Source organism: Cytobacillus spartinae, assembly GCF_042865285.1.
In the GTDB taxonomy this organism is placed as follows: Bacteria; Bacillota; Bacilli; order Bacillales; family Cytobacillaceae; genus Robertmurraya_A; species Robertmurraya_A spartinae.
On record NZ_JBIACK010000009.1, the window covers coordinates 177561 to 203115 of the forward strand.

21 protein-coding genes are annotated in these 25555 nt (G+C 36.5%); 13 read left to right on the forward strand and 8 right to left on the reverse strand.

What is annotated here, in order from left to right:
* The first annotated feature begins 340 nt into the window (after positions 1 to 340).
* Complete coding sequence (locus ACFYKX_RS17650) at positions 341 to 2131, forward strand: L-lactate permease (RefSeq protein ID WP_389362393.1); 1791 nt, start codon at positions 341 to 343, stop codon at positions 2129 to 2131.
* A gap of 75 nt (positions 2132 to 2206) precedes the next feature.
* Here the strand turns inward: ACFYKX_RS17650 and ACFYKX_RS17655 are convergent, their stop codons facing one another.
* A complete protein-coding gene (locus tag ACFYKX_RS17655; RefSeq protein ID WP_389362394.1) occupies positions 2207 to 2971 on the reverse strand; it encodes a hypothetical protein in 765 nt (254 codons plus the stop codon).
* Between the two features lie 141 nt (positions 2972 to 3112).
* Between ACFYKX_RS17655 and ACFYKX_RS17660 the strand changes: the two genes are divergently transcribed.
* On the forward strand, positions 3113 to 3721 hold the full coding sequence (locus ACFYKX_RS17660) for a LysE/ArgO family amino acid transporter (RefSeq protein ID WP_389362395.1): 609 nt from the start codon (positions 3113 to 3115) through the stop codon (positions 3719 to 3721).
* A gap of 839 nt (positions 3722 to 4560) precedes the next feature.
* Here the strand turns inward: ACFYKX_RS17660 and ACFYKX_RS17665 are convergent.
* Positions 4561 to 6327: an ABC transporter substrate-binding protein gene (locus ACFYKX_RS17665; protein WP_389362424.1), complete on the reverse strand. Its 1767-nt coding sequence runs from the start codon at positions 6325 to 6327 to the stop codon at positions 4561 to 4563.
* A 123-nt stretch (positions 6328 to 6450) separates the two neighbouring features.
* On the opposite strand from ACFYKX_RS17665, the gene ACFYKX_RS17670 reads away from it, so the two are divergent.
* The 3 genes from ACFYKX_RS17670 (at position 6451) to ACFYKX_RS17680 (ending at position 8770) form a co-directional block, all read left to right on the forward strand.
* Positions 6451 to 7701 carry an MFS transporter gene (locus ACFYKX_RS17670; RefSeq protein WP_389362396.1) on the forward strand — a complete coding sequence of 417 codons (1251 nt, stop codon included), beginning with the start codon at positions 6451 to 6453 and terminating at the stop codon, positions 7699 to 7701.
* 97 nt (positions 7702 to 7798) lie between these two features.
* Positions 7799 to 8284, forward strand: coding sequence for an HIT family protein (locus ACFYKX_RS17675; RefSeq protein WP_389362397.1), 486 nt, complete (start codon positions 7799 to 7801; stop codon positions 8282 to 8284).
* 15 nt (positions 8285 to 8299) lie between these two features.
* Positions 8300 to 8770 (forward strand): GNAT family N-acetyltransferase, encoded by a 471-nt coding sequence (locus ACFYKX_RS17680; RefSeq protein ID WP_389362398.1) that lies wholly within the window; start codon positions 8300 to 8302, stop codon positions 8768 to 8770.
* A 60-nt stretch (positions 8771 to 8830) separates the two neighbouring features.
* Here ACFYKX_RS17680 and abc-f read toward each other — a convergent pair whose 3' ends face one another.
* The 5 genes from abc-f to ACFYKX_RS17705 form a co-directional block, all read right to left on the reverse strand.
* Positions 8831 to 10378, reverse strand: a complete 1548-nt coding sequence (gene abc-f / locus ACFYKX_RS17685; RefSeq protein WP_389362399.1) for a ribosomal protection-like ABC-F family protein — start codon at positions 10376 to 10378, stop codon at positions 8831 to 8833.
* A gap of 411 nt (positions 10379 to 10789) precedes the next feature.
* Positions 10790 to 11776: a S41 family peptidase gene (locus ACFYKX_RS17690; protein WP_389362400.1), complete on the reverse strand. Its 987-nt coding sequence runs from the start codon at positions 11774 to 11776 to the stop codon at positions 10790 to 10792.
* 134 nt (positions 11777 to 11910) lie between these two features.
* Positions 11911 to 12480 (reverse strand): winged helix-turn-helix domain-containing protein, encoded by a 570-nt coding sequence (locus ACFYKX_RS17695; RefSeq protein WP_389362401.1) that lies wholly within the window; start codon positions 12478 to 12480, stop codon positions 11911 to 11913.
* 321 nt (positions 12481 to 12801) lie between these two features.
* A complete protein-coding gene (locus ACFYKX_RS17700) occupies positions 12802 to 13464 on the reverse strand; it encodes a Spo0E family sporulation regulatory protein-aspartic acid phosphatase (RefSeq protein ID WP_389362402.1) in 663 nt (220 codons plus the stop codon).
* A 201-nt stretch (positions 13465 to 13665) separates the two neighbouring features.
* Positions 13666 to 14118 carry an Lrp/AsnC family transcriptional regulator gene (locus ACFYKX_RS17705; RefSeq protein ID WP_389362403.1) on the reverse strand — a complete coding sequence of 151 codons (453 nt, stop codon included), beginning with the start codon at positions 14116 to 14118 and terminating at the stop codon, positions 13666 to 13668.
* A 138-nt stretch (positions 14119 to 14256) separates the two neighbouring features.
* Between ACFYKX_RS17705 and ACFYKX_RS17710 the strand changes: the two genes are divergently transcribed.
* A complete protein-coding gene (locus ACFYKX_RS17710) occupies positions 14257 to 15501 on the forward strand; it encodes an MFS transporter (RefSeq protein ID WP_389362404.1) in 1245 nt (414 codons plus the stop codon).
* Between the two features lie 138 nt (positions 15502 to 15639).
* Complete coding sequence (locus ACFYKX_RS17715; protein WP_389362405.1) at positions 15640 to 15996, forward strand: ArsR/SmtB family transcription factor; 357 nt, start codon at positions 15640 to 15642, stop codon at positions 15994 to 15996.
* A gap of 236 nt (positions 15997 to 16232) precedes the next feature.
* Here the strand turns inward: ACFYKX_RS17715 and ACFYKX_RS17720 are convergent, their stop codons facing one another.
* On the reverse strand, positions 16233 to 16916 hold the full coding sequence (locus ACFYKX_RS17720; RefSeq protein ID WP_389362406.1) for a BsuPI-related putative proteinase inhibitor: 684 nt from the start codon (positions 16914 to 16916) through the stop codon (positions 16233 to 16235).
* 416 nt (positions 16917 to 17332) lie between these two features.
* Between ACFYKX_RS17720 and ACFYKX_RS17725 the strand changes: the two genes are divergently transcribed.
* From ACFYKX_RS17725 to ACFYKX_RS17750, 6 genes are all read left to right on the forward strand, one after another.
* Positions 17333 to 18352, forward strand: coding sequence for a LacI family DNA-binding transcriptional regulator (locus ACFYKX_RS17725; protein ID WP_389362407.1), 1020 nt, complete (start codon positions 17333 to 17335; stop codon positions 18350 to 18352).
* 166 nt (positions 18353 to 18518) lie between these two features.
* On the forward strand, positions 18519 to 20615 hold the full coding sequence (locus ACFYKX_RS17730) for an amylo-alpha-1,6-glucosidase (protein ID WP_389362408.1): 2097 nt from the start codon (positions 18519 to 18521) through the stop codon (positions 20613 to 20615).
* Between the two features lie 63 nt (positions 20616 to 20678).
* Complete coding sequence (locus tag ACFYKX_RS17735; protein WP_389362409.1) at positions 20679 to 21956, forward strand: ABC transporter substrate-binding protein; 1278 nt, start codon at positions 20679 to 20681, stop codon at positions 21954 to 21956.
* A gap of 290 nt (positions 21957 to 22246) precedes the next feature.
* On the forward strand, positions 22247 to 23119 hold the full coding sequence (locus ACFYKX_RS17740) for a carbohydrate ABC transporter permease (protein ID WP_389362425.1): 873 nt from the start codon (positions 22247 to 22249) through the stop codon (positions 23117 to 23119).
* Between the two features lie 14 nt (positions 23120 to 23133).
* Positions 23134 to 23961: a carbohydrate ABC transporter permease gene (locus ACFYKX_RS17745; protein ID WP_389362410.1), complete on the forward strand. Its 828-nt coding sequence runs from the start codon at positions 23134 to 23136 to the stop codon at positions 23959 to 23961.
* Between the two features lie 60 nt (positions 23962 to 24021).
* Positions 24022 to 25512, forward strand: a complete 1491-nt coding sequence (locus ACFYKX_RS17750) for a glycoside hydrolase family 32 protein (RefSeq protein WP_389362411.1) — start codon at positions 24022 to 24024, stop codon at positions 25510 to 25512.
* The last annotated feature ends 43 nt before the right edge of the window (positions 25513 to 25555 follow it).

The following is a 25555-nucleotide window of genomic DNA, read 5'->3' on the forward strand; positions in this document are numbered from 1 at the left end:
ATGGTGCTGTTTTCTTTATTTTAGAAGAAAAGATGTCACGAAACAGCATAGACTCCGTGTTGGAAACCATATAAGTATAGCAACAATCTATGTGAAAACAGCCTAAATAAACCAATATAAAATTTGTTCGAATCATTTCAGAAATGAAATTTTTCGGACAAATTTTTTTGTTTATAATTTTCAAAAAATTATTGCTATTCAAAGAAATATTTGTATAATTAGGTTTAGATTGGTTCTCTGTTATATAACATTTTTATTATCGTTATATAACAATGTTTCTTAATTCGCAACAAATGCAATTATCGTTTTGTATTATCAAACAAAAGGAGGAAACATTCTTATGAGCACTGGAGTTTTGGCACTTTTATCTCTTTTACCCATCATTGCAGTTGGTGTCTTCTTAGTTGGCTTACGTTGGCCTGCTAGTAAAGCAATGCCTATTTCTTACCTAGTAGCAGTAGGGCTTGCATTATTCGTATGGAAGGTACCAGGAGCAAATGTTGCAGCTGCTTCTATTAACGGACTTGTTACAGCTGGAACATTGTTGTACATCATTTTCGGAGCGATTTTACTTTTAAATACGCTACAAGAAAGTGGTGGAATCAAGACGATTCGCCAAGGTTTTATCGATATTTCACCCGATCGTCGAATTCAAGTTATCATTATTGCTTGGTTATTTGGTTCATTCATTGAGGGTTCTGCAGGATTCGGAACACCTGCTGCGGTAGCAGTTCCGTTATTAGTAGGACTTGGGTTTCCTGCAATGGCAGCCGTTATCGCAGGAATGGTTATTCAAAGTACACCAGTTTCATTCGGTGCTGTTGGTACACCTATCCTTGTAGGGGTTCAATCAGGACTTTCTGCTGATACAAGCATTACTAACGACTTTTTAACTTTGGTTACAGCTATTGGTGGTAAAGTGTCTATCCTTCATATGATTGCTGGTACGCTTGTTCCTCTATTTGTTGTAGCATTAATGACTAGATTCTTTGGTAAAAATAAATCTTTTACTGAGGGAATTAAAGTTTGGAAGTTCGCTTTATTTGCAGCATTTGCTATGACAATTCCATACGTAATTGTGGCAAATGTTCTAGGACCTGAATTCCCATCTATGATTGGTGGATTAGTTGGTTTAGCAATTGTTGTGACGGCAGCGAAAAAAGGATTCCTTATGCCTCCTAAAGAAGAAGCATGGGATTTTGAAGAAAAATCAAAATGGGATCCTGAGTGGATTGGTAAGCTAGAAATTAAAGATATTGCACATAAAAGCGGTAGCATGAGTATGTTCAAAGCATGGTTACCATATATCTTGGTTGGGGTTTTCTTAGTATTAACAAGACTGAAAACGCTTCCTATTATGGGTTGGCTTCAATCTTGGACTGTTAAGTTTGAAAATATCTTTGGCTCTGGAATTACGTCAAGCTTTCAACCGTTATACTTACCAGGTACAATCTTTATCGTAGTTTCTCTAATAACATATTTCGCTCACGGTATGAATGCAAACGCATACAAACGTGCGTGGGGTCAGTCAGCAAAAACAATGATAGCGGCTTCAACTGCTCTAGTATTTACAGTACCTATGGTTCAAGTATTCTTAAATACAGGCGGTGGTGCTGCTGGGTATGATCGTATGCCAATCGAGCTAGCGAACGGAGTAGCAGCATTAGCAGGAGAATATTGGCCGATTTTTGCTACATTTATCGGAGGGATTGGGGCATTTATAGCTGGAAGTAACACAGTTAGTAACATGATGTTTGCCTTATTCCAATATGATGTAGGAGCGCAAATTGGTGTTGACGCAACTTGGATCGTAGCTCTTCAAGCAGTTGGTGGAGCAGCGGGTAACATGATCTGTGTTCATAACGTAGTTGCAGCTTCTGCGGTAGTAGGTTTAGTAGGTAAAGAGGGTGCTGTTATTCGTAAGACACTTTTCCCATTCACTTATTACGCCCTATTATCTGGTGCTGTCGGTTATTCAATTGTTTGGTATTCTCAAAAAGGAATCTTCAATATTGGTTCATTTATCGCGGTAGCAATCGCATTTGCAGCAGTTTATATTATTGCTACAAATAATAAGCGTGCAAAATTGTTAATACCAACTTCACCTGTAAATGTAAAGTCAGCTAAGTAAGAATAAAGCGTTTACAGTATAGGTACAGTGAAAAATAAAACAGCTTAAAGCTTAGGTGGCTTTAAGCTGTTTTTGCTATTTTTGAGAAATTTGTTTGTATGCTTCTAATGCCTCAAATAAAAATTGTTTATTATAGCCAGTCTTCTCGTTAAGGAGTTCAATCCATTCCTCAATAGAATCAATACTAGGCTCATAAATAATGCCTTCAGTTGTACTTAAAAAAGCTTTCCAATCATAAAACTCCCAATGAGCGATTTCATTTTTAAAGGGGATTCGGCATTCAAGAAGAGGTTTAGGTTTAATTATACTCTGTGAAATTTCAGCAGCTTCTAAAAATGATTCCATTCCAATCTCATTCGCTTCAAATAGTTGCCTGGATATCTTTCCATTCGGTCGGTGATAGGAAATATCAATGTGGTTTCCGTGAGATTTTACCTGTATGTCGGCTGCGGGAAAAAAGCCACTTAATATGTCTTCAGTAAAGTTTTCACTATTTGAATCAATTAATATAGGCTGTAACCACTGATCTCCCAAATCACAGAAGTATCGATTGCCTTCTTCATTAACTGCAATAATCGCTACATGTGCTTTTTCTGTGTTTAAATGGTGACCAATAGGATATGCGTGTATGCCGTTGCTTTTAAATTCATGAAGTAGCCATAGAGCCAAATCAAAGCAGTTTCCTGTAATTCCGTAAGCTTCATAATGCTCTTTCATTAAAGTGATGTCCCTTTGTTTGTTGCCATTAGCTCTAGGATAGTACCACGCTTTCGTAAGTGTCTCCATAGGAAATTTATTGAACCCATTCCAGACCGAAAGAATCTCTTGTGTTGCACGCATCGTGCTCTCCCCTTTTTTTACTAATCTATAACTTATAAAACTATTATACTAATTGGTTGGTGCAAATCCCATCCATTTGGTTGGAGACATATTCCTTAATTGGATGTAAGATGGATATACACTGTTTCAGGAGGAAAGGTTATGTTGGAAGCATTTATTCATGGAATAATATTGGCGTTTGGGTTAATACTCCCCCTAGGAGTACAAAATGTTTTTGTTTTTAATCAAGGAGCAACACAGCCATCCTTTATTAGAGCTTTGCCAGTAGTACTAACGGCTTCTATATGCGATTCACTCATGATTTTATTGGCTGTATTAGGTGTCTCTATTGTCGTGTTTTCTTTTACATGGTTAAAAACAACACTTATTGTCGTTGGTGTATTTTTTCTATTATATATGGGCTGGTCATTATGGAAAACAAAACCAGGATCTATTAAGACAGATGATACAAGTTTTTCACCAAAGAAGCAGGTGATGTTTGCAGCATCTGTATCATTGCTCAATCCTCATGCCATTTTAGATATAGTAGGCGTGATTGGGACTAGTTCATTAAATTATGAAGATAACGAGAAATGGATGTTTACCATTGCTACGATTGTAGTATCCTGGTTGTGGTTCCTTGGGCTAGCACTAGCTGGTAAGTTAGTTCGATCATTCAACGAATCGGGTAATTGGATTTTATATATGAATAAATTGTCCGCCCTGATCGTGTGGGGGACGGCTATATACTTAGTAGTGTCTAATTTTTAGTTTTCTATCATTTGAGGGCATGAGCGGCAGTAAATAGTTTAGGAGATTCATGGGTAGGGGGAACTTCGGACAGAAGTAGCCTAAAATAGTGTGGCAGAGTCAGAAGAAGGGCGGACTTCAGACAGGAGCATCCCCAAATAGTGTGGCAGAGTCAGAAGAAGGGCGGACTTCAGACAGGAGCATCCCCAAATAGTGTGGCAGAGTCAGAAGAAGGGCGGGCTTCGGACAAGAGAAACCCCAAATGGGTGTGGTAGAGTCAGAAGAAGGGGGAACTTCGGACAGGGGCATCCCAAAATAGAGTAGTAGAGTCAGAAGAAGGGGGAACTTCAGACAGGAGCATCCCCAAATAGAGTAGTAGAGTCAGAAGAAGGGGGAACTTCGGACAGGGGCATCCCAAAATAGTGTGGCAGAGTCAGAAGAAGGGCGGACTTCGGACAGGAGCATCCCCAAATAGAGTAGTAGAGTCAGAAGAAGGGGGAACTTCAGACAGGAGCATCCCCAAATAGAGTAGTAGAGTCAGAAGAAGGGGGAACTTCGGACAGGGGCATCCCAAAATAGTGTGGCAGAGTCAGAAGAAGGGCGGACTTCAGACAGGAGCATCCCCAAATAGTGTGGCAGAGTCAGAAGAAGGGCGGACTTCGGACAGGAGCATCCCCAAATAATGTGGCAGAGTCAGAAGAAGGGCGGACTTCGGACAGGAGCATCCCCAAATAGAGTAGTAGAGTCAGAAGAAGGGGGAACTTCAAACAGGAGCACCCCTCTTATGATAAAGTCAGAATTTTTCTAACAGATCCGGACACCCCCTTACATCCTCTAAATGGATAGTGTCTCATTTTCCCCTAGCTCGTGCTCACATGCACCATCTTATCCTCTGGATCAATCCATAGATGATGATAATCTGGAAGTCCTAAGGAGTTAATTTCTAGCCCTTTTAGATATGGGTGATAGCTTAATTTATTCGTTGCGTGATAGAGGAATTGAACGAGTATATTATCTTTCAACATGTCTTCAATTCTTTGTAAGTGAACCATTCTCTCCTCTGGAGTCTCCAGCATTTGAAATACCTCTAGCTCCAAATCTACCTTTTTTTGAGTAGTCTTATCTAGAAACTTTCTTAAAAATGAGTTTTCACTTTTGTAAATAGTTAATAAGCTTAATTCAACATCCTGATCAAGAATGACGGATAAAAGAAAAATGTCCCCATTAAGAACAGACTCATTTGTATCGTAGTTAATCGGACTAAGCTCTATGTTTAGACCAATCTTTTTCCCTTGTTTTTTTAACCACTCAGCACTTTCATAACCTTCATTTAAATTAAAATAGTATAAATGAATGGTTTCTCCTTTATAACCACTTCTTAATAAATACTCTCTTGCTTTTTCAACAGAAGAGTCATAGAATTTAGAATCTCTACTTATGCTAGGCAAAAAGCTTGTGGCAGCAAGACTTCTATTTCCACCGAGCTCCTTTATCATTTTAACAGGATTCATGATTTCATTTATAGCTAATCTAAAGTTAAGATCGTGCTGATAACCACTTTTATTTTGGTTAAAGGCCAAAAATCTACTTCCTAACAACTGATAGTCAAGTGTAACTGAGGTAGAGTCTTTCTCAGGAGTATTTAGGGCTGTATATTGATTTGGCAATGTATGTCCTTTTTTATTCATCCATATATCAAGTTGGTCAATTAGTGCTCTTTCCCGAAAATAATCCTCAAACGCATGCATACGTATAAAATCTTTATTAAACGCCTTTACCATAAACGGACCTGTTCCAATTGGGACATGGGAATGGGATGGATGAATGATGGAACAGTGAAACGATGACAAAATTCTTGGGAAAAATAAATTTTCTCTCTTTAAACGCAATGTGATGGTAAAATCATCAATCACTTCTACTTCTTGAATATCTGTTAATAGTGGATAGATTGCAGAATGAAGTCCTTCTCTTAAAATTCGATTTATTGAAAACTGTACTTCACTTGCAGTTACAGTATCCCCGTTATGAAATCTTACATTTTTTCTTAAGTAAAAGGTCCATTGTCTCCCATTTTGTTTCTTTTTCCAAGCATAGGCTATACAGGGCTCGATTTGCTTTAGTTGACTATTGTATGAAACCAAAGTATTAAATAGTTGGTTCACTAGATGGGCCTCAGAATAAAGAATGGTATCTAAAGGATCAAGTGAATGAATTTCTTGTGGGAGAATAATTCTTAAGATGCTTTTTGTACCAGTGTGAGAATGTTCAAATCTAGGACCGAGATGTTCATAGAGAGACTGAAATAAAAGTTTTTGATCTTCTTCGGAGAGGGTGCTGGAGTTAGCAAAATTAACGATATCCCCTACCCTGTTTTGGGCGGTCATTTGGGTTATGTATTCGTCTACTACATCACTAAACGATGAGTGATAGATAAGGGTTGAGAGATTTCCCCTTCCTCTACCGGGGATCCATGTGATTCGCTGTTCCTCATTCAGTTTCTTTAGCAAATAATTCGTGTTTCTTAAGGAGCTACAAAATATTTCTGCGATCTCATTTATAGAAATCCTAACTTCTTCATAAGGTTTGATATTTTTGTGTCTTTCTCTTAATGAAATTAAATACTCCATCCGTTTCAAGGGATTACCTCCTATAAAAGATGCAAAGGCATCAGTTTGTTTTCACTTTTTACTATTTTATTTCAGGTTTAAAGTTATTACAACAGATAACCTTAGAAATAGGAGGCGAGGCAAGTGCTTGAGTTGCTTAAAGATAAATTGTATATCCGGTATTGGTTAGCCGTTGTTGTGTCATTTCTAGGTGATGCGATGACTTTAACGGCAGTTGTTTATTTTGTGGGAACAAGCACCGATAATCCCTTAATGATTAGCCTAGTGTTTGTTGCTCAGTTACTTCCAGTCGTTGTCATAGGGCCATTTATAGGACCTCTAATTGATAAATATTCAAGTCGGTCGGTAATGGTATATTCTGATCTATATAGGTTTTTAATTGTATTTTCCATGGTCTTTTTTCACGAGAATATCCCAGTTCTTTTGATGTTAGTATTTTTACAGGGAATTGGAACAGCTTTTTTCGAGCCAGCACGGATGTCTTCTATCCCAACCATTGTAGGAGTGCATCGAATTCCTCAAGGAATTGCCCTATTCCAAAGTACGCTAGCGGTCATTAAGTTAGGTGGACCAGTCATTGCTGGACTCCTATTAGCCTTCCAATCTCCTAGAAATATATTTTTTATTGATTCATTCACTTATCTTATTTCGGGAGTTCTTATCTTTAGCTTATCCATTTTAAAAATAGACCCTAATAAGGGTCAGTCTAGCTCAAATTCCTATCTGAAAAATCTGTTTGAGGGAATAGTAGAGATGCTTAGAACACCAATTTTAACCTTCATGATTTTGTTCCTTATCCCTGTCATGATTGCATTTGGAATGTTTATGACAAACTACAAGGCTGTTATGCTACAAGTGTTTGAAGTATCTAATATTGAGTTTGGTGTGTTGGAAGGAGTTTTCGCTTTCGGTACGGTGATTGGTGCTGTACTAGGCTCGAAGTTATTAAGCAAGATGGCCCATTACCGACTATTATATTTTTCTATTGGTATCCTAGGGTTTTCAATTCTAAGTGTATATCTTATTACAGAGATAGGCTTTCTTTCAAATTCCGTAATTTTACCATTAATAATATGGAGTTTAGTAATAGGCCTTACAAATGCTTTAATGATGGTACCTACGAGTACGATTTTCCTTCAACATATGCCCGAGTCAATAAGAGGGAGAGGAACAGCTATTTTTTATTCGTTTTTTAATCTATTTTTAGTAATTGGTACCCTAATTGGTGGATATTTAGGTGGAATAAATATTGTAACAGCCTTGCTTATTGCCGGCTTTATTTTAATCATCACGGCCCTAACTTACCCTCTTTATAGAAATTCAACCTTGCTCGTAAAAATAAGAAATTCAATAAAACCAGAAGTATCCAATTAGCCACATGTCCCTTTGCGTATGCTTAGGGATTTTTATTCTTTTTAAAGGCTATAGATGATAAAATAAATTTGAATTTAGTAAAATTTGGAGGTTATATGTGAGGAAGATTACTCTAGCTAATGGTAGAAATATAGAAGTAGATTGCTTGAGCTGCGCATTAACGAGTGGAGCGATTGAGCCTGATGGTGGCGTAGTGGTAGAGACTGAATATTTTCATGCACATCAAGACGTGGCTTATCCAATTAGAGGTCTTATAATAGTAGCTTCAAAGCGTCACATTACAAGCTTAGATGAATTAGATGAAAGAGAAAAAATAGATTACATAAATCTCCTTACAAAAATTAGACGAGCCCAAAGAGATATATTAGGGATTGAGTATGTTTATTATTTTTATAACGAAGACACCACTCATCATTTTCATACATGGATGGTACCTAGATATGAGTGGATGTATCACTTTGGTCGGTCGATAGAGTCGGTTAGACCTGTGTTATTGCACGCTAGAAATCACATGAATACTGGCGAACATTTATCGGAAGTAATGGAAGCGATAGCTGCTTTAAGGCAGGAATTAAATAAATAATAGAGGGGAAGCAGTATGAAAACAACTTACGCGATAAGAAGCATGGAGGACCGTGACAAGGAGTTTATTATTGGACTTAGCTCACGTTTCAATGAGTTTGAATTTATGGGATGGCGGGAACCAGCAAAAATGCAAGAGTCACAAGTGAAAATTGCAAAGGAAGCCGTTGAAAATAACGATGCCGATTCAGATATTTATGTGGTTGAAGGGGAAGATGGAATTTTACTTGGATATTTACATGTCTGTAAAACGACAGATTATTTTACTGGAGTTGTTCAGGGGTACATATCAGCCATCGTTGTTTCGAAAGAAGGAGAAGGGAAAGGAATCGCTAAAGGATTGATGCGAAAAGCTGAGGAATGGACAAAGAGCAAGGGATATAAACAGCTCGTTTTAAATGTATTTGCAAACAATCAAAGAGCGGTAGATTTTTACACGTATCTAAACTATGAAAAAGAAATTGTAAAAATGGTGAAGGAGTTATAAAAGGAAGAGGAGCTTTCCTAAAAGTCATTCTTACTGACTTATCGGAAAGCTCCTGTTCTGTTAAGCTCTAAATTTTTCTAGATTCCATATATCCGTCACCCAGTCCTCATAAAATTCAGGTTCATGGGATACAACGACAACAGTTCCTTCATATTCTGCAAGGGCCTTCGCCAATATTTCCTTCGATTGAATATCCAAATGATTCGTTGGCTCATCTAAAATAAGCCAGTTACTTTTTTCTAACATTAGTTGGCAAAGTCTTACTCTTGTTTGCTCCCCTCCACTTAATGAATGTAGAGGCTGGAAGATATGATCTGTCTTTAGCCCTGCACGTGCAAGAGCTTGACGGACCTCTTTTTGTGTCATTGTTTCATGTAAGGACCAAATATATTCAAGAGGAGTCTCTCCAGAAGAAGTAGCCCACTCTTGAGCGAAATAAGATGGTTTAACATTTTGACCAAATGACACCTTCCCATTTAGTGGTTTTAGCTCACCCATAATGGTCTTTAATGTTGTAGATTTTCCAATTCCATTATGTCCAATGATTGCAACCTTCTCACCCCGTTTTAATGTGAAGGACAACGGGGGAAGAAGTGCCTGCTCATATCCAACCTCTAGTTGGTTTAACTCGGCAATTAAGCTTGTTGGACGTTCACATACGTTAAAGGCGAATTTTGGCTTTGGAGGTGGATTAGGTGTTTCAATTCGGTCCATCTTCATGAGTTTTTTCTCACGAGCTTTCGCTTGCTTAGAAGTAGATGCTCGAACCTTATTTTTATTAATATAAGTCTCAAGTTTCTTAATTTCTGCTTGTTGCCGACCATATGCAAGAAAGATTTGTTGCTTTCTAAATTCATACGTTTCAATAAATTTATTATAGTTTCCTAAATATCTTGTTAACTGTTTATGTTCCAGATGATAGATGATATTAACGATTTCATTCATAAAAGCTGTATCATGTGAAATTAGAATGAACGAGTGTGGATAGAACTTTAAATATTCGCGCAACCACTCAATATGCTCAAAGTCTAAATAGTTTGTGGGTTCATCTAGTAAAAGGACTTCAGGTTCTTCTAAAAGAAGCTTTGCTAACAGTAACTTCGTCCTTTGCCCACCGCTTAAAAGACTAACATCTGTGTCCATTCCGTACACATGAATGCCTAAACCAGCAGCGATTTCTTCAATCTTGGGATCAATAAGGTAGAAGTTCCCGTGATCAAGTTGCTGTTGAAGTGAAGAAAAACGCTTTAGGAGCCTCTCGAGTTCCTCTCCAGTGCAGTCCCCCATAAGATTAGAAATCTCAAGCATTTCAACTTCTGCATCATAAAGGTGCTCGAAAGCGCTTCTTAGATAGTTGCGAACAGAAATTCCTTCACGTAGATCAATCTGTTGCTCCAAATACCCAACCTTGACATTTGGCAACCATTCAATAGAACCTTGATCTGGAAGAATTGAGCCATTTAGTATCTTTAGAAGAGTTGATTTTCCGGAACCGTTTGTTCCAACTAGTCCAACTCGTTCCTGATTCAATAAGCTAAAATTAATATTTTTTATAACTAATTTATCCCCATAGTAATGGGTAACATCTTGTACTTTTACAATACTCATTATGAATTCTCCTTATAAATTGGTTCATCCAATCGTAAAAACGGGAGAAAACATACAAACAATCAATCAATCAATTTAATATATAGTGATGAGAAGATCTTTTAGTTCGATTTGTTTTAACTTTACAAATAAAAAAAGAGCAAAGTGAATACACTTTACCCTTTTCTTTGTACAGCAAATAAACATAAAAGCCGAATATTTTATAAGAAAAGGGTCTGATTGTCTGTTGTTTTACGATTGGCTTTGCTAAAAAAGGGCATACTTATCCCGTTAGAAGCTAAGTCAAATACAAAAAACAACAGGCATACTCATCGGACTCTTTTCCTCCCTTAACTGTAAAATTTAATTAACTCCTCCATTATATTAGATATCCACCTGTATTGTAAAGATATGGTAGCCTATCTTTAAAAACTAATTGGTAACTACCTCAAGTCGTAAGATAGTCTCTTTCGCTTCTTTACAAAGTAGATGATCGTTTAGGTAATCATCTTTCTCTAATAATTCAGTTAATAAGTGTTTATAGGCAATATCTAGAGCCTTAGTTTTCTCCACTTTTATATGGGGTTCTACTCCTACACCTTCCCAGTTTTCTAATGTTTCAGGATGATAGGCCCTTCCGTATGGAATAAATGCAAAGAAATTGGAATGAATTTTATGTCCTGTTCCTGGGTTTGCTCCACCACCTGTAGTTTCACCCACGATGGTAGCTTTATTTAAATGCTTTAGATTATAAGCAAATGATTCTGCAGCTGAAAACGTAAAATTACTGGTTAAAAGGTAAACAGGCTTATCTAAATATTTCTTTCCTGGTACAAAGTCACTCGTCCAAAACTGCACTTCTCTATTAGTAGGACGATTATAAAAAGTGGTGTTGTGTACGGACTCATTTAAAAAATAACTCATCAAAAAGCTGACCATATCTGGATCCCCACCAACATTCTTCCGTAAATCTAGAATAAGTCCGTTTGTGTTTGAAACGAAGTTCATAGCAGCAACAGCAGTGTTTCCTGCAAAGCTTGGTTGGTCAAATACCGTTAAATTGATATATCCAATGTTGCCAGGGAGAATCTCAAGTTTGTTAAACCCGAAATTCTTACGCCATTCTCCTGCAAACAAGTCTACGTCCTCATCCGTATTATGTTTTTCCTCAACATGTTCTTTATAGATTAAGCGTAGATGTTTGTCATGATTAACACTTTGAAGAACATCAGTAACTTTCTTACAGTAATCATTGTTGTCTTCAAGCGTATTTAAAAGATCTTGGTTATTTGATAAATCATTCAAATTTTTAATAATTTCCTCAGCAACTTCTGGGTAAACATAATTCTTTTCTACTTTTTCTACAAGATTTCTTAAAATTTGAAGCTTATCAGTATCAGTTAATTTCAAATTAGCCATGATTAATCCCCTCTCAATAATCATCGTAATATATATCTTGATTTCATCTTAAAACTATATATAACCGTTGTCAATTTTTTTTGACAAGAAAATCAAATAAAAAACCTCAATCAAAGTTGAGGTTGAAAATACAGCTAATTATTGGGGAAGACATTAATGGCGATTTCCCATGAAACCGTGTCAGTGTCTGAGTCGTTCTCCTCGAGTTGATACCATTTAGTAAGAAAAGCTTCTAGTTCTGATTTTAGAATATCTTTCTGTTCCTTAGTTAAGTCCTTTTTTAATCTAAATAGAAATGGCTTTAAGTGTTCTTTATCTTTGGAAGAATAATACTCTTTAAGTGCACGTAAATACTGTTCCTGCTGCTCTTCAAGTAGTTCTTTATCTATATTATAAGAAGTATTGAAGTGTGATGGGTCCATTTCCTTATCCAAACGGTAAATAAATTTATTGCTTACAGGTAGGTAGTACTTCTCTTCAAAGTTGCCCTTTAATTTGGTGTCAACTAGTACTAACAGTCCTACCTTGACTAATTCTTGAATATGATAATGAACTTTATTTCTAGGCTCGTCTAATTCTTGGGCTAATTGTTGTGAAGTCCTGGGGCTACCATCACCTAATGTTTGAAAGATCCTTCTTCGTAATTTATGTGCTAATGCTTTTACTTGATCGTAAGAATTGATTTCATATACCTCTTCATTCATGGAGGTGTCACCCCTCTTTTGAAATATTGTCAGTTATTATGGCTGTTTTCGCATAGATTGTTGCGATTCGTTATGGTCTCCAACACGGATTCCATGCTGCTTCGTGGCATCTTTTCTTCCCAGTATAAAGAAAACAGCACCATAATCCGTTTAAAAGCAGTTTTAAGTATTTAAATAGCAACAAAGTTTACGAAAAGAGCCTTTATTATAAACAACATTGTACCATTAAAAGGAATAGGAGTATAAAGAGACTTCATACATTATTACGTGTTGCATAGAAAAAGGAGCTTCCTAATTTTAATAGGTAGCTCCTTTTTCTAACTAGTTCGTAACGATGACCTTAAACTCTCCACCTTTGATGTAGGAGACAATTGTTGTTTGTACTTGAATATTGTACTTTAGAGCAAGACCCTTAATGATTCCATAATTAAAAGCATAGGGGTAGAAAGGTGTATTGCATATAACGGTATATTCATTAGGCCCATCTTTAAAAACCTCATAATATCCAGCAGAAGGATGAGAGTGATTTAAATGATAAGCAACGTTTAATTTTAATAAACTTTTTTCAAAAGTATCAATATTGTCAGGGAACTGGCAATTAACTGGTACCCACTGCCCAATATATGAAAACAACTCATCATTATAATGTTCTTCAAAGTAAGAAAAAATTTCTTCAATCCGATGTATGGGATACCATTTATTCGGATTCATTTTATGCAGATCAAACTCATTGAGAGTTTTTGCTAAGGAAGAGTCGTAGTGGAGGGAGCCTTGTATAATGTTATTAATAATACTTCCGTCTACTTTTAAATTTTTGATGGAATGGATGTCGAAAGGATCCTTCCCATACTTCTGTTGATATAGGTTTAAAAGGTTGTCTAGTTTTTGACTAATCTGTACCGTTAAAGGGGATGTTGGACCTGCGATTTCACATATGTTAAACATATCTCTTCTGGTCTGTTCAATCATTGTTCTAAGTACCATTACTATCACCCAGTCTCGTTTTGTATTTCATTATTTTATCTAAAATTGATAGAAATGAAATGAATCCGACAAAAGAAGTCAAAACATTATCAAATTTGACATGAGAATGAGTATTTTGAATAGATTGATAGGGCATATGGAGGAAATAAATTCCCTTTACTTCTTGCACTTTTTGCAAGATGTTATGTACAAAGTTATCTTCTAATATGCTTCTATCATTTTTACTAGAGTGTGTTCACATGCAACTTCTGAAAATATTACATGGGTGACGGTGGCTGCAACATTTGTTAACTCGTTAATGAAGGTTTCTACCTCTTCTAAGGATGAAACATTAAGTTTAGCGATATAACAAGCGGGACCCGTAATTCGATAGCAGAACTCTACTTTTGAGAACTCCTGAATTTTTTCTTGAAACCTTTTGTAATCTCCATTTTTAACTGTAATTTCGAGGATACAACTAATAACCAATCCAAGATGCCTATGATTAATGCGAATTGAGTATCCTTCAATAATTCCCGCATCTTCCATTCTTCGCACACGTTCTGTAACGGAAGGAGCAGATAAGTTAACCTTTTTAGAGAGCTCTCTCATCGATTGACGAGAATCTTTTCTTAACTCCTCCAATATCATAATATCTACCTGGTCTAATTTCACATTAAAACCCCCTGTTAATTTTACGTTTCAAATCTAAAGTGAATATCATTATGTGGTTTCAAATGAAATGCAAAAGTTTTTATTTTAACCTTACAATTAATGGTGAGAAAAGTAAATATATAGAAAAAGGGTGGTAGTTTGTTACATACTGTAAAAGTAGAGAGTGAGTCTCACCATGTACCATGGCTAGCGGTAATAGGTCTAGTGATTGGCATATTTATATCTGGATCAGAGGAGTTAGTGATATCTGCGTTATTAATAGATTTAGCAGAGTCATTTGGTTCTACAGTTGATATGATAGCTTACTCTATAAGTGTTTTTGGGATAGCGGTAATCCTGGGTGCTCCTCTCATAGCCTTGTTTGAAGACCGAACCTCTCGTTCTACTACTTTACTATTAGGAATGAGTCTATTTATAATTGGGACGATTATTTGTGCTCTTGCACCGTCCATTTTAGTTTTTTTCATTGGCAGGTTTTTCTCTGGTCTAGCTGCAGGGGCATTTATACCGATGGCGTATGCCTTTGTAGGTGACCATACATCTGAAAGGATGCGTGGGAAAATTATGGGGATAATCGTTTCAAGTTGGTCCTTATCATTAGTGTTTGGAGTACCCATTGGAGCGATTATAGGAGATTGGTATAGCTGGAGATGGGTATTTATTTTCTTTGTAGTTCTAGGTGTTTTGGCAATGATATTAATTAGATATGATCAAAAGGTTTACCAAAGGGAAAGGGTAGTTATTTTTAAGCATAAGGAGCATGGACAACCTTTATTAAAATCGTTTATGGCTGCTATTCAGACTCCTTTTGTCCCAAGTCTAATTTTCATTACTTTTTGTAATATGCTGGGGTTTTATGGGATGTATTCTTACTTTGGAAGCTATTTTCGTTCAACCTTTTCAAGTGGAAGTGCTTTTGTAGGAGTTGTGGTCGTAATTTATGGAATTGGGTTTGCTTCCATACTCTTTACCGGTAGATTCGTAGATAAGATAAATAAAAAACAAGCTCTTACTTATTCCATGTTAGCTCTTAGCGTCATTTTATTCATGATTCCACATATCGCTAGAATTCTACCGATTTTAGCAGTTATCTTATTTATTTGGGGAGTGCTGCAAAGCTTCATTGTGACTTTATTAAGTACTTCTTTAAATGAAAGTTCTAAAAGGTACCGTGGAAGAATCCTCGCTTTGTATAGTCTCACCTCTAATTTAGCGGTGACGATTGGTGCTGGTGTAATGGGGCCCGTTTATTCAGGTTATGGGTATGTAACGGTAGCAATTATGTGTTCTGCGTTTACCTTTATAGGATTAATAGTAGGTTTTAAAGCATTTTTTTTCAGTAAGAATAATAAGAAACAATACAATTTACCATCCACCAATTAGCATCAGCGCATTCTTTTTGAGAATGCGTAGTTTTTTAGTGCGGCCCGAAACATGAGAAACAATGAAGACCAGATAATTGCAACATCAAGAAAAGTTGTTAAACTATAGATAAGAATTTATAGTGAGGGTGGAGTCGGTGTGAAGGAGATACCACTTGTAGAGAATGGCACGGATCAAAACATAGAATTAACGTTTGAAAAATATGAAATGAAATTCAAAGCTCTAGCGGACAAAAAGAGATTACGAATGATGAATGAAATTGTAAAAAGAGGCAGCATTTGCGTATGTGATTTAAGTGAGATTGTTGACATGCCTCAATCTAAGCTTTCGTATCATCTGAAAATCTTACTTGATGCGGAGATTTTAACGAAGGTGACGAAGGGAACCTGGAGCTATTACGAACTTAATGATAAAGAAGTGAATCATTTATTATCTGAAGAACTTTGCTGCTTATTTAGACCGGACACGAAACATACTGATAGCGGTTGTTGTTAAGAAGTGTTCCTAGGTGCTTTACTTCAAAGATGATGAATCCATTTTGAGTTATGGGGGTATGTTGCCCCTAAATTAAAATCCTCGCTGTATATCTCTTATAAACTGATTTAAAGCAGGTGTAAAGTATCGATTTTTTCGGTGAATAATGGACAGGTTTACATTTTTGATTCCTCAAGAAAAATGGTGATTATAGAGTGAAATAGAGCGGATCTCTCCTCCGCTCCATTGACACCCTCTTATTTAACTGTAAATGAAGTTAGCACATTCTGTCCTAGTTCGTTAGCGTAATATTGAATTGATATGTTAGCTCCTGTTTCAATCTTAGAAAAATCAACATCTGTAACCTCTAAAGTTTGTAACGAAACGGCCTCACCATCTATAGTTACCTCAATCGTATGAGGATCAGCCTGACCGTTAAATACAGCGTCAGTACTAATGATTTCGTTCAAGTTTATTGAGGAATCAAACTTTATGTCAGTAACGACTTTAAATTTTTCTCCCTCTTTTGTTGTCGTCCATACAGATAGTACATATTCTCCCTTTTCGAGCTGAATATCCGAGAGATTAATCTCGTAAATCAATTCGTCTCCTTGTTTTAAGGTTTCTGTCTCTTCTACTTGGATGAAAGTTGCTGTTGAAGAATATCGGTACTTTTCTGTGCCGTCTTTCGTTGAAATCGTATAGTCATATCTTTGAGAAGTTGGAAATTCTAAAATGATCTCTTCTTCTGTTTGGTTTTTTAGTCGGTATTCATATTGTAATGAATCTTTCTCGATAAGACTTGTTTCAACCTCACCTGCAACAATGCCACCACTACCATTTGTCTCACCTTGATCATTAGCAACATCTTGATTACTAGTTCCGCATGCAGAAAGGACTAAACTGAACAAGAACATGAATGTAAATATAACCCTTTTCATATAATCTCCTTCTTTCTATAGTTTCTATAATATTTGGCGTAGCAGAGCCAAATAAAGTTACAAAAAAAGGGATATTTTCCTTGTTGAGTTCTCTTTATTTTGAAATTACACAACTTTGTCACAGTCTGTATCTTGTTAATATGAAAACATACTATATGATAAAAATGTACCTAAAAAATTGTTTTGACCCCCTTTTTTATTTGAGCAGCATACACTCTATGCTGCTTTTTGTTATAATAGAGTCATTTTTTAAGCAGTAACGATACATACTATACAAACAATCATTGGCCATAATATTCAAACAAGTTGGCTAGAAAAAAATTCTAATAAAAAATAGTTGTAATCGGTTTCAACGTGATGTATATTTTAAGCATAAGACATCCGAAACGTTTCGGGTATTAGGAAGGAATCTTGCTATGACTACCATAAAAGATATTGCGAAGGTTGCTGGGGTTTCTGTAACAACTGTTTCTAGAGCTCTAAACGGTTATTCAGACGTTAATGAAGCGACTAGGAAAAAAATTATGGATGTGGCAAAGGAACTTAATTACAGTCCTAATACTCTTGCTAGAAGCCTTGTTATGAATAAATCAAAAACAATTGGCTTACTCGTTTCAGGTCTAAATGAAGGTGCCGTTAAAGATAACTTTACATTTGAGGTATTATCTGGTGTGAATCAGTATGTTAGCGATTCTGACTACGATCTAATTCTCTTTAGCACAAATTCAACAAAACAAAGGGAAAAAACATATTCTCAGCTGTGTAAAGAACGAAGAGTGGATGGTGCAATCATACAAGGTATTAGAACAGATGATCCGTACCTTCAAGAAGTCGTTGAAAGTAATATTCCGTGTGTACTAATAGATATTCCAATTGAGACTGAAACGGTTGGATATGTAACAACGAATAATAGACAAGGCGCTCAAAAAGCTGTTGACCACTTAATTCGATTAGGTCATCAGAATATAGCGATGATCAATGGGCACGAATTTGCTGTTGTCAGCCAAGAGAGGCTAAAGGGATATCAAGATGCATTAAAAGTTGCTAATATAGAATTCAATCCGGACTGGGTTGTTAACGGTGACTTCAATGAAGAAGCGGCAGAAAAAGTAGCTTTAAAACTGATTGAAAGTAATCCTGAAATATCAGCAATTTTTTGTGCAAGTGATTTAATGGCGTTAGGTGTAATGAAGGTTGCGAGGAGATTGAATATTAGAATCCCAGAGCAATTATCAATTGTGGGATATGATGATATTCTACTTGCTTCATATGTTTCCCCACCATTAACAACGGTAGCTCAAAATAAGTTCCAAATGGGTTATGAGGCTGCCAAAATGCTTATTCACACCCTGGAGGGCAAAGATGAGCCACATGTTAAAACACTAGATACAGACTTAAAGATAAGAGAAACAACAAAGAAATTTAATAAAAATTAATGGTCATATGTGGCCATTCTTTTTAACCTAATTTCCGAAACGTTTCGGTAAAGAGTATAATATTTCTCCTTTAAAAGTAAATACTACTTTTGTTAATAAGCTTCATAAACGAAGCTTTTAAAAAGGAAACAATCCGAAACGTTTTGGAAGCTGAGGAGGAGCACCTATGGATTACAGAGTGATTAAAGAAAATGATCTGTTTTTATTAACAGATGCAAGTGGGAATATTCCTGAAAACCATTCTTATGGGCTTGGTTTGTATATGAAAGATACAAGGTTCCTAAGTAAATTAGACATCAAGATAAATGGTGAGGATCCAATATTACTTTCATCAGATGCGAACGAAAATTACATGGCGAAAATCCTTTTAACAAATCCTCACATGGAAAAGGATGGAGACTTAATTCTTTGGAGAGAATCGGTTGAAATTGAGAGAACAAGATTTATTTATAATCATGTCCTGTATGAAGCTGTAAAGCTAAAAAACTACTATCCAAAGCCGGTTGATTTCGATTTTAGCATTCGATTTGATGTTGATTTTTCTGACATGTTTATTGTTAGAGGTTTTCAAACAGGTGATATCGGTGCCCGTACTGGTCAGACAGTTGAAAACAAAAGCCTGACATTCAACTATGAAGGTGCTGACAATCTAGATCGTGCAACAAAGATCACTTGGGATAAGGAAGAGAAGAAAGTTCTAGAAGAGGGTGAAGTATCATTTCACTTTAATCTAAAACACTTAGAAGAAGAGATAATTACTTTTGTAATTGAACCTCAAATAGGAGATGAAAAAGCTTCAGCGATTTTAGCTCCTCATGAAGCCATGAAGAAACTTCAGGATTCTTATCAAGATTGGAACACGAATATTACAAAGGTACAAACAGATTATCAACCACTACAAAGGTTAATCGATAGAGGGATAGACGACTTAAGAGTTCTTTTAACAGATTTAGGTTACGGGCATTTCCCAGTTGCAGGTCTACCGTGGTTCGGTGTTCCGTTTGGTAGAGACAGCTTAATTGCAGCACTTCAAATGTTAGCGTTCAGGCCGGACGTTGCAAAAGGAACGCTTTTAACAATGGCAAGCAAGCAAGGTCAAAATGTAGACCCATGGCGTGATGAGCAGCCAGGAAAAATCATGCATGAAATTCGTTTTGGTGAATTAGCGAATACAAATCAAATCCCATTTACACCTTATTACGGAACCATTGATGCGACTCCATTATTCTTACTTCTATTATCAGAATATGTAAGATGGACAGGGGACTTTAACTTAGTCAAGGAATTGCAGCCAAACATTGATGCTGCACTTAACTGGATTGACCAATATGGTGATCGAGATGGAGATTTGTTCGTTGAATATCATCAAGAGTCTAGCAAGGGTATTGCTAACCAAGGCTGGAAGGATTCCGGAGATTCAATCGTTCATCGAAACGGTGACTATGCAAAAACACCAATTGCCTTAAGTGAAGTGCAAGGGTATGTATATCAGGCAAAAATGGGAATGGCTGATATCTACGATCAACTAGGAAAAGCAGAACTTGCTGCTAACCTTAGAGATCAGGCTCAGCAGTTAAAGGAAAAGTTTGATGAAGCTTTTTGGATGGAAGATCAAAAGTTCTATGCAATTGCTCTAGATGAAAAGAAACAACAAGTAGGGACAATCACTTCCAATCCTGGGCACGTACTGTTTTCTGAAATACTAGAAAAAGATCGTGCCGATGCTGTTACGGAGATGCTGGTATCGCCAAAAATGTTCTCAGGGTATGGAATTCGTACGATGGGTGAAGGTGAAGCTGGCTACAATCCAATGAGCTACCATGATGGAAGCATCTGGCCACATGACAACAGCATGATTTTACTAGGAATGGGCAAGCTTGGCTATCGTTCAGAAGCTAAACAAGTGATGGAAGGCTTAATTCACTCTTCTGCTCACTTCGAATACGATCGTCTACCAGAGTTATTCTGTGGTTACAGCTCAACGATAGGGAAAGCTGTTAAATATCCAGTTGCTTGTTCACCACAAGCATGGGCTGCGGGTACACCACTTGTGTTTGTTCAAACTTTGTTAGGGATTTTCCCTAACAGCTTGAAAAAAGAAATTCAACTTTCTCCGATGTTGTTAGAAGAAATGAATGAACTAGTCGTTAATGACATTATGATCGGCGAAGGATATTTATCTCTGAAGGTAACCAAGACGGATAAAACAGTTGAAGTGGAAGTATTAAAAAATACTACTGGTTTTGAAACTATTATTAATTGATCTATCGCGGGGGTTCGTACTCCCGCTTGATAAGATAAAAACAAAATGAAAGGGGTTTCTAGAATGTTTAATAAAAAATGGATAGCTGGATTTGGAATTACTACTATGCTTTTAGGAAGTGTTTTAACAGGTTGTAGCGGTGGAGGAGACGACACAGCAAAAGAAGACAAAAATAAAGATGCTGCTAATGAAGAGCAAGTAGAAATTACTTTAGCTGGTTGGGGTTCTTCACCTGAAGAAGCAGACCTTTTAAAACAAGTTTTAGCTGATTTTGAAGATAAACACCCTAATATTAAAGTTAAACATGAAGTAATCGCTGACCAATATATGGATGTTATTAAAACTCGTTTAATCGGTGGAGAGGGTCCGGATGTATTCTACCTAGATGCGTTTGAAGCACCAGGCTTAATCGAAACAGGAGTTTTAGAGCCTCTTGATGAGTATGTGAATGAAGACTTTGACGTAGAAGATTTTGAAAAACCTTTAATTGAAGCGTTCCAAAAAGATGGAGCAACTTATGGTTTCCCTAAAGGATATTCTACATTAGCACTTTTTTATAATAAGAAAATGTTTGAAGAAGCAGGCGTTGAAGTTCCAAAGACTTGGGATGAGCTAAGAGAAGTATCTAAGGCACTAACAAAAGGTACAGATGTTTATGGTTTTGGACAAAATGCTGAATTAGCTAGAACTTATTTTATCGCTGAATCAAATGGTGGAGAAGTAGTTGTTGATAATAAAGCTAATTTTGCAGACCCTAAAGTAGTTGGTGCTCTTCAGCCTTACGTTGATCAACATTTAGTTGATAAAACGGCAGCACAACCAAGTGATGTTGGTGCAGGTTGGACAGGTGAAATGTTCGGTCAAGGGAAAGCTGCAATGGTTATTGAGGGTAACTGGGCAATTCCTTATATTCAAAACACTTTCCCGGATATTGAGTTTGGAACAGCTGAAGTACCAACAATCAACGGCAAACAAGGAACAATGGCGTTCACAGTTTCTTACGTAATGAATGCAGCATCTGAAAAGAAAGAAGCGGCTTGGGAGCTAATGTCTTACCTAACTGGTAAAGAAGGTATGGAAACATGGACAAGTAAAGGATTTGAGCTTCCTTCACGTAAATCAGTTGCTGAAAAATTAGGATACGATAAAGACGAATTACGTGGTGCTCTTGTTGCGGGTGCTCCATATGCAACAGTTTGGTCAGAAGGAACAAACTTACCAATCATCTTCACAAACTTTAACAACCAGTTTGTAAGCGCATATTTAGGTGATCAAACATTAGAGGAAGCATTAAAAGCAGCGCAGGAAACAGCAAACAAAGAAATTGAAGCACAACAATAGAATTTAATTTTTGAGGGGAGATTCATCTCTCCTTCCCTTTCCCCCTTTGAATGAAAATATAAATATGCCGAAATTTTATCCCGGTACCTCCCTACTTGAAAGAATTTACTTAATGGGAATAGTTCAAACTTAAACATTTTTACTAAGGTACCGGGCCTTAATTTCTGTATAACTCTTTGTGTTGAAGTATCGGTTACTTCAATAGAAAGAGTTAAACAGACTCAAGGAAAAAGCTCTATGAGAAAGACGTAAGGAGTGAGCTAATAGTGAAAAATTATTTTTCTAAAAAAATGTTAAGGCAAACTGGGCAGGGATACTTGTTCATGCTTCCTACTTTGTTTGTTTTGCTTACATTTGTTGTCGGACCAATTCTATATGCAATATTCTTATCATTTAACAAAGTTCAATTACTAGGCGGAACTAGTTATCAGTTTGTTGGGCTCGATAACTTTATCCGTCTCCTAGATGATGATCGTGCAAAAATAGCTCTATGGAACACAGCTAAATATGTACTAATTGTAGTACCAACTCAAACATTTCTTGCTCTGGTATTAGCAGCTTCATTAAATGCGGGTCTAAAAGGTGAAAAGTTTTTTAGAATCGTTTATTTCTTACCGACTCTAACTTCATCAGCTGTTTTAACTCTAATCTTTATGTGGATGTATAATCAAAACGGCCTTATTAATGAAATACTAGAAAAGGTTGGTTTACCTACCTACAACTGGCTTGGTGACCCATCGGTTGCTCTAAATGCGATTATGATCATGAATATTTGGTCAACAGCACCATTCTTTATGGTTATTTACCTAGCAGCTCTGCAAGGAATACCAAAGTCTTTATATGAAGCAGCGGATTTAGATGGGGCAAATGCTATACAGAAGTTCTTCTTTATTACAGTGCCAAATCTTCGTCCAGTAACATCTTTTGTCGTCATTATGGGTATTATCGGAACCTTCCAGTTATTTGATCAATCTTATATTTTCTCAGGTGGATCAGGTGGACCAAACAACTCAACGTTAACGGTAGTATTATTAATTTATCAATATGCTTTCAAAAATATGGGTACGATGGGATATGCTGCGGCACTAGCGTTTGCTTTAGCGATCATCATTTTAATTGCAACATTGCTACAACGTAAATTCTCCAAAGAGGAAACTCTTTAGTAGGAGGGAAAGTTATGAAGAAAAAAGTAAGTTTCGGAAAAGGGCTACTTTATTTTATCCTTGTATTTTACGCAATTATCACCATGGTTCCATTCCTATGGGCGCTATCCTCTTCTTTTAAAACATTAGAAGAGATTGTAAGTGGGGTCATTAGTTTTATTCCTAGGGATTTTACCTTAGAAAACTATAAAACCATATTCCTACAGCAAGAGCTTTTTCCAAGGTGGCTTTTTAATAGTCTTTTTGTTGGGGTTTCCGTTACACTATTAAACATTATATTTAACTCAATGGCTGGATACGCTTTAGCTAGGCTAAGTTTCCCTGGGAAGAAAACATTGTTCATTATGATATTGGCCATATTAATGATACCAGGACAAGTTACGATGATTCCTAACTACCTAATTTTAAAAGAATTAGGTTGGCTAAACTCCTACCAAGGACTAATCATTCCAGGTATGATTAACGCGACTTTCATATTCATGATGCGTCAATTCTTTATCAATTTCCCTAAAGAATTAGAAGAAGCAGCATCACTTGATGGTTTAGGTAAATTCGGTACTTTCTTTAGAATTGTATTACCAATGGCGAAACCAGCATTAGCAGCACAAGCCATATTCGTATTCATGGGATCATGGAATGATTTTATGAGACCGCTTATCATTATGTCTGATCCAGAGCTATTCACACTTCCAGTAGGTTTAAATACATTTAAAGGACAATTCATTAGTTATTGGAATTACATTATGGCGGCTTCAATGGTGTTTACACTCCCAGTTCTACTTATTTACGCATTTTTCAATAAGTACTTTATGAAGGGAATTTCCTTTACTAACGATAAATAATAAGAAGACCTTGTAGATGCAAGGTCTTTTCTTCTACATATACGAGAGGAGTACGATAAAATGAATCCTACTAATCACGATGAAATCGTAAGAGAAGCAGACAAAGTATTAAATGAAAATATAAAAAAAGTTGAAAATAGTCCTTATAAAATGGCCTATCATATTATTCCTCCAGCAAGTTGGATGAATGATCCCAACGGCTTAATTTACTGGAACGGATATTATCATGTGTTTTATCAATTTCATCCTTTCGATGTTAAAACAGGCTGGATGCATTGGGGGCATGTTCGAAGTAAGGATCTCGTACATTGGGAAAGGCTTCCGATTGCTCTAACTCCAAGTAATGAATATGACAGGGATGGTTGTTTCTCGGGATCAGCCGTAGATGACAATGGAATATTAACTTTAGTTTATACAGGGAATATTTTTATTGATCGAGAAAAAGATGATGTAGATGAGTGTCAATGTATAGCAACTAGCGCTGATGGAATTCATTTTGAAAAGTTTATTAATAATCCTGTGATAGAAGAACATCCCGAGGAAGGATCGGGACATTTCAGAGATCCAAAGGTTTGGAAATATAACGACGAATGGTATATGGTAGTTGGAACAAGAAAAGATCAAATTGGTAAAGTGTTATTATATAAATCCAAGGATTTACGTCAGTGGGATTATATCGGAGTTATGGTTGAAAGTGATAAAGAAAAAGGATATATGTGGGAATGTCCGGATTTGTTTGAATTGAACGGGAAGCATATTCTAATTACGTCTCCACAAGGGATGGAACCGGAGGGGGATCGATATCACAATTTATACCAGACCGTGTATATGATAGGAGATTTTGATTATACAACCGGTAAATACAGCTACCATACATTTGAAGAGTTGGATAAAGGATTTGATTTTTACGCAGCTCAAACCTTTGAGGATGATAAAGGCAGAAGAATTTTATTTGCTTGGATGGATATTTGGGAATCAAAAATGCCTAGCCAAAATCATGGATGGGCAGGGAGTTTAACGATACCAAGAGAGGTTTCTTTTAATGAGCGAGGTCAGCTTGTCACAAAACCTGTTGAAGAATTACAGCTTTTAAGAAAGAATGAGTATGAAACTGAACTAGCGGCTGTACAGGGAGAAATCCTTGTTGATGGATTAGAAGGTGACGTACTAGAAATAATTGCGGAATTTGATCTAAGTAACATTCAAGCATCAGAGGTTGGCTTGAAGGTTAGATGTTCAGAAGATAATAATGAGGAAACAGTTATCTCTTATGATGTGAAAACATCAAAAATCATCTTCAATAGGGACCGCTCAGGAGAAGGTGATGGAGGAGTTCGCAAGGCGAAGTTGGATTTGGATTCACATAAATTGAAGTTTCATGTTTATATAGATAGGTCCTCTATGGAACTGTTTGTGAATGAGGGTGAAGTTGTCATGTCAGGAAGGGTTTATCCAAAATCAACGAGTAGACTTGTAAAGGTATTTTCAGAGGGTGACGTTGTGTCCAATGTTTCTATACAGGCTTGGGAACTTGAGGATGTTTGGAAATAATATTGAAAAAAGCATTTTCCTAGTTGGAAAATGCTTTTTCCTA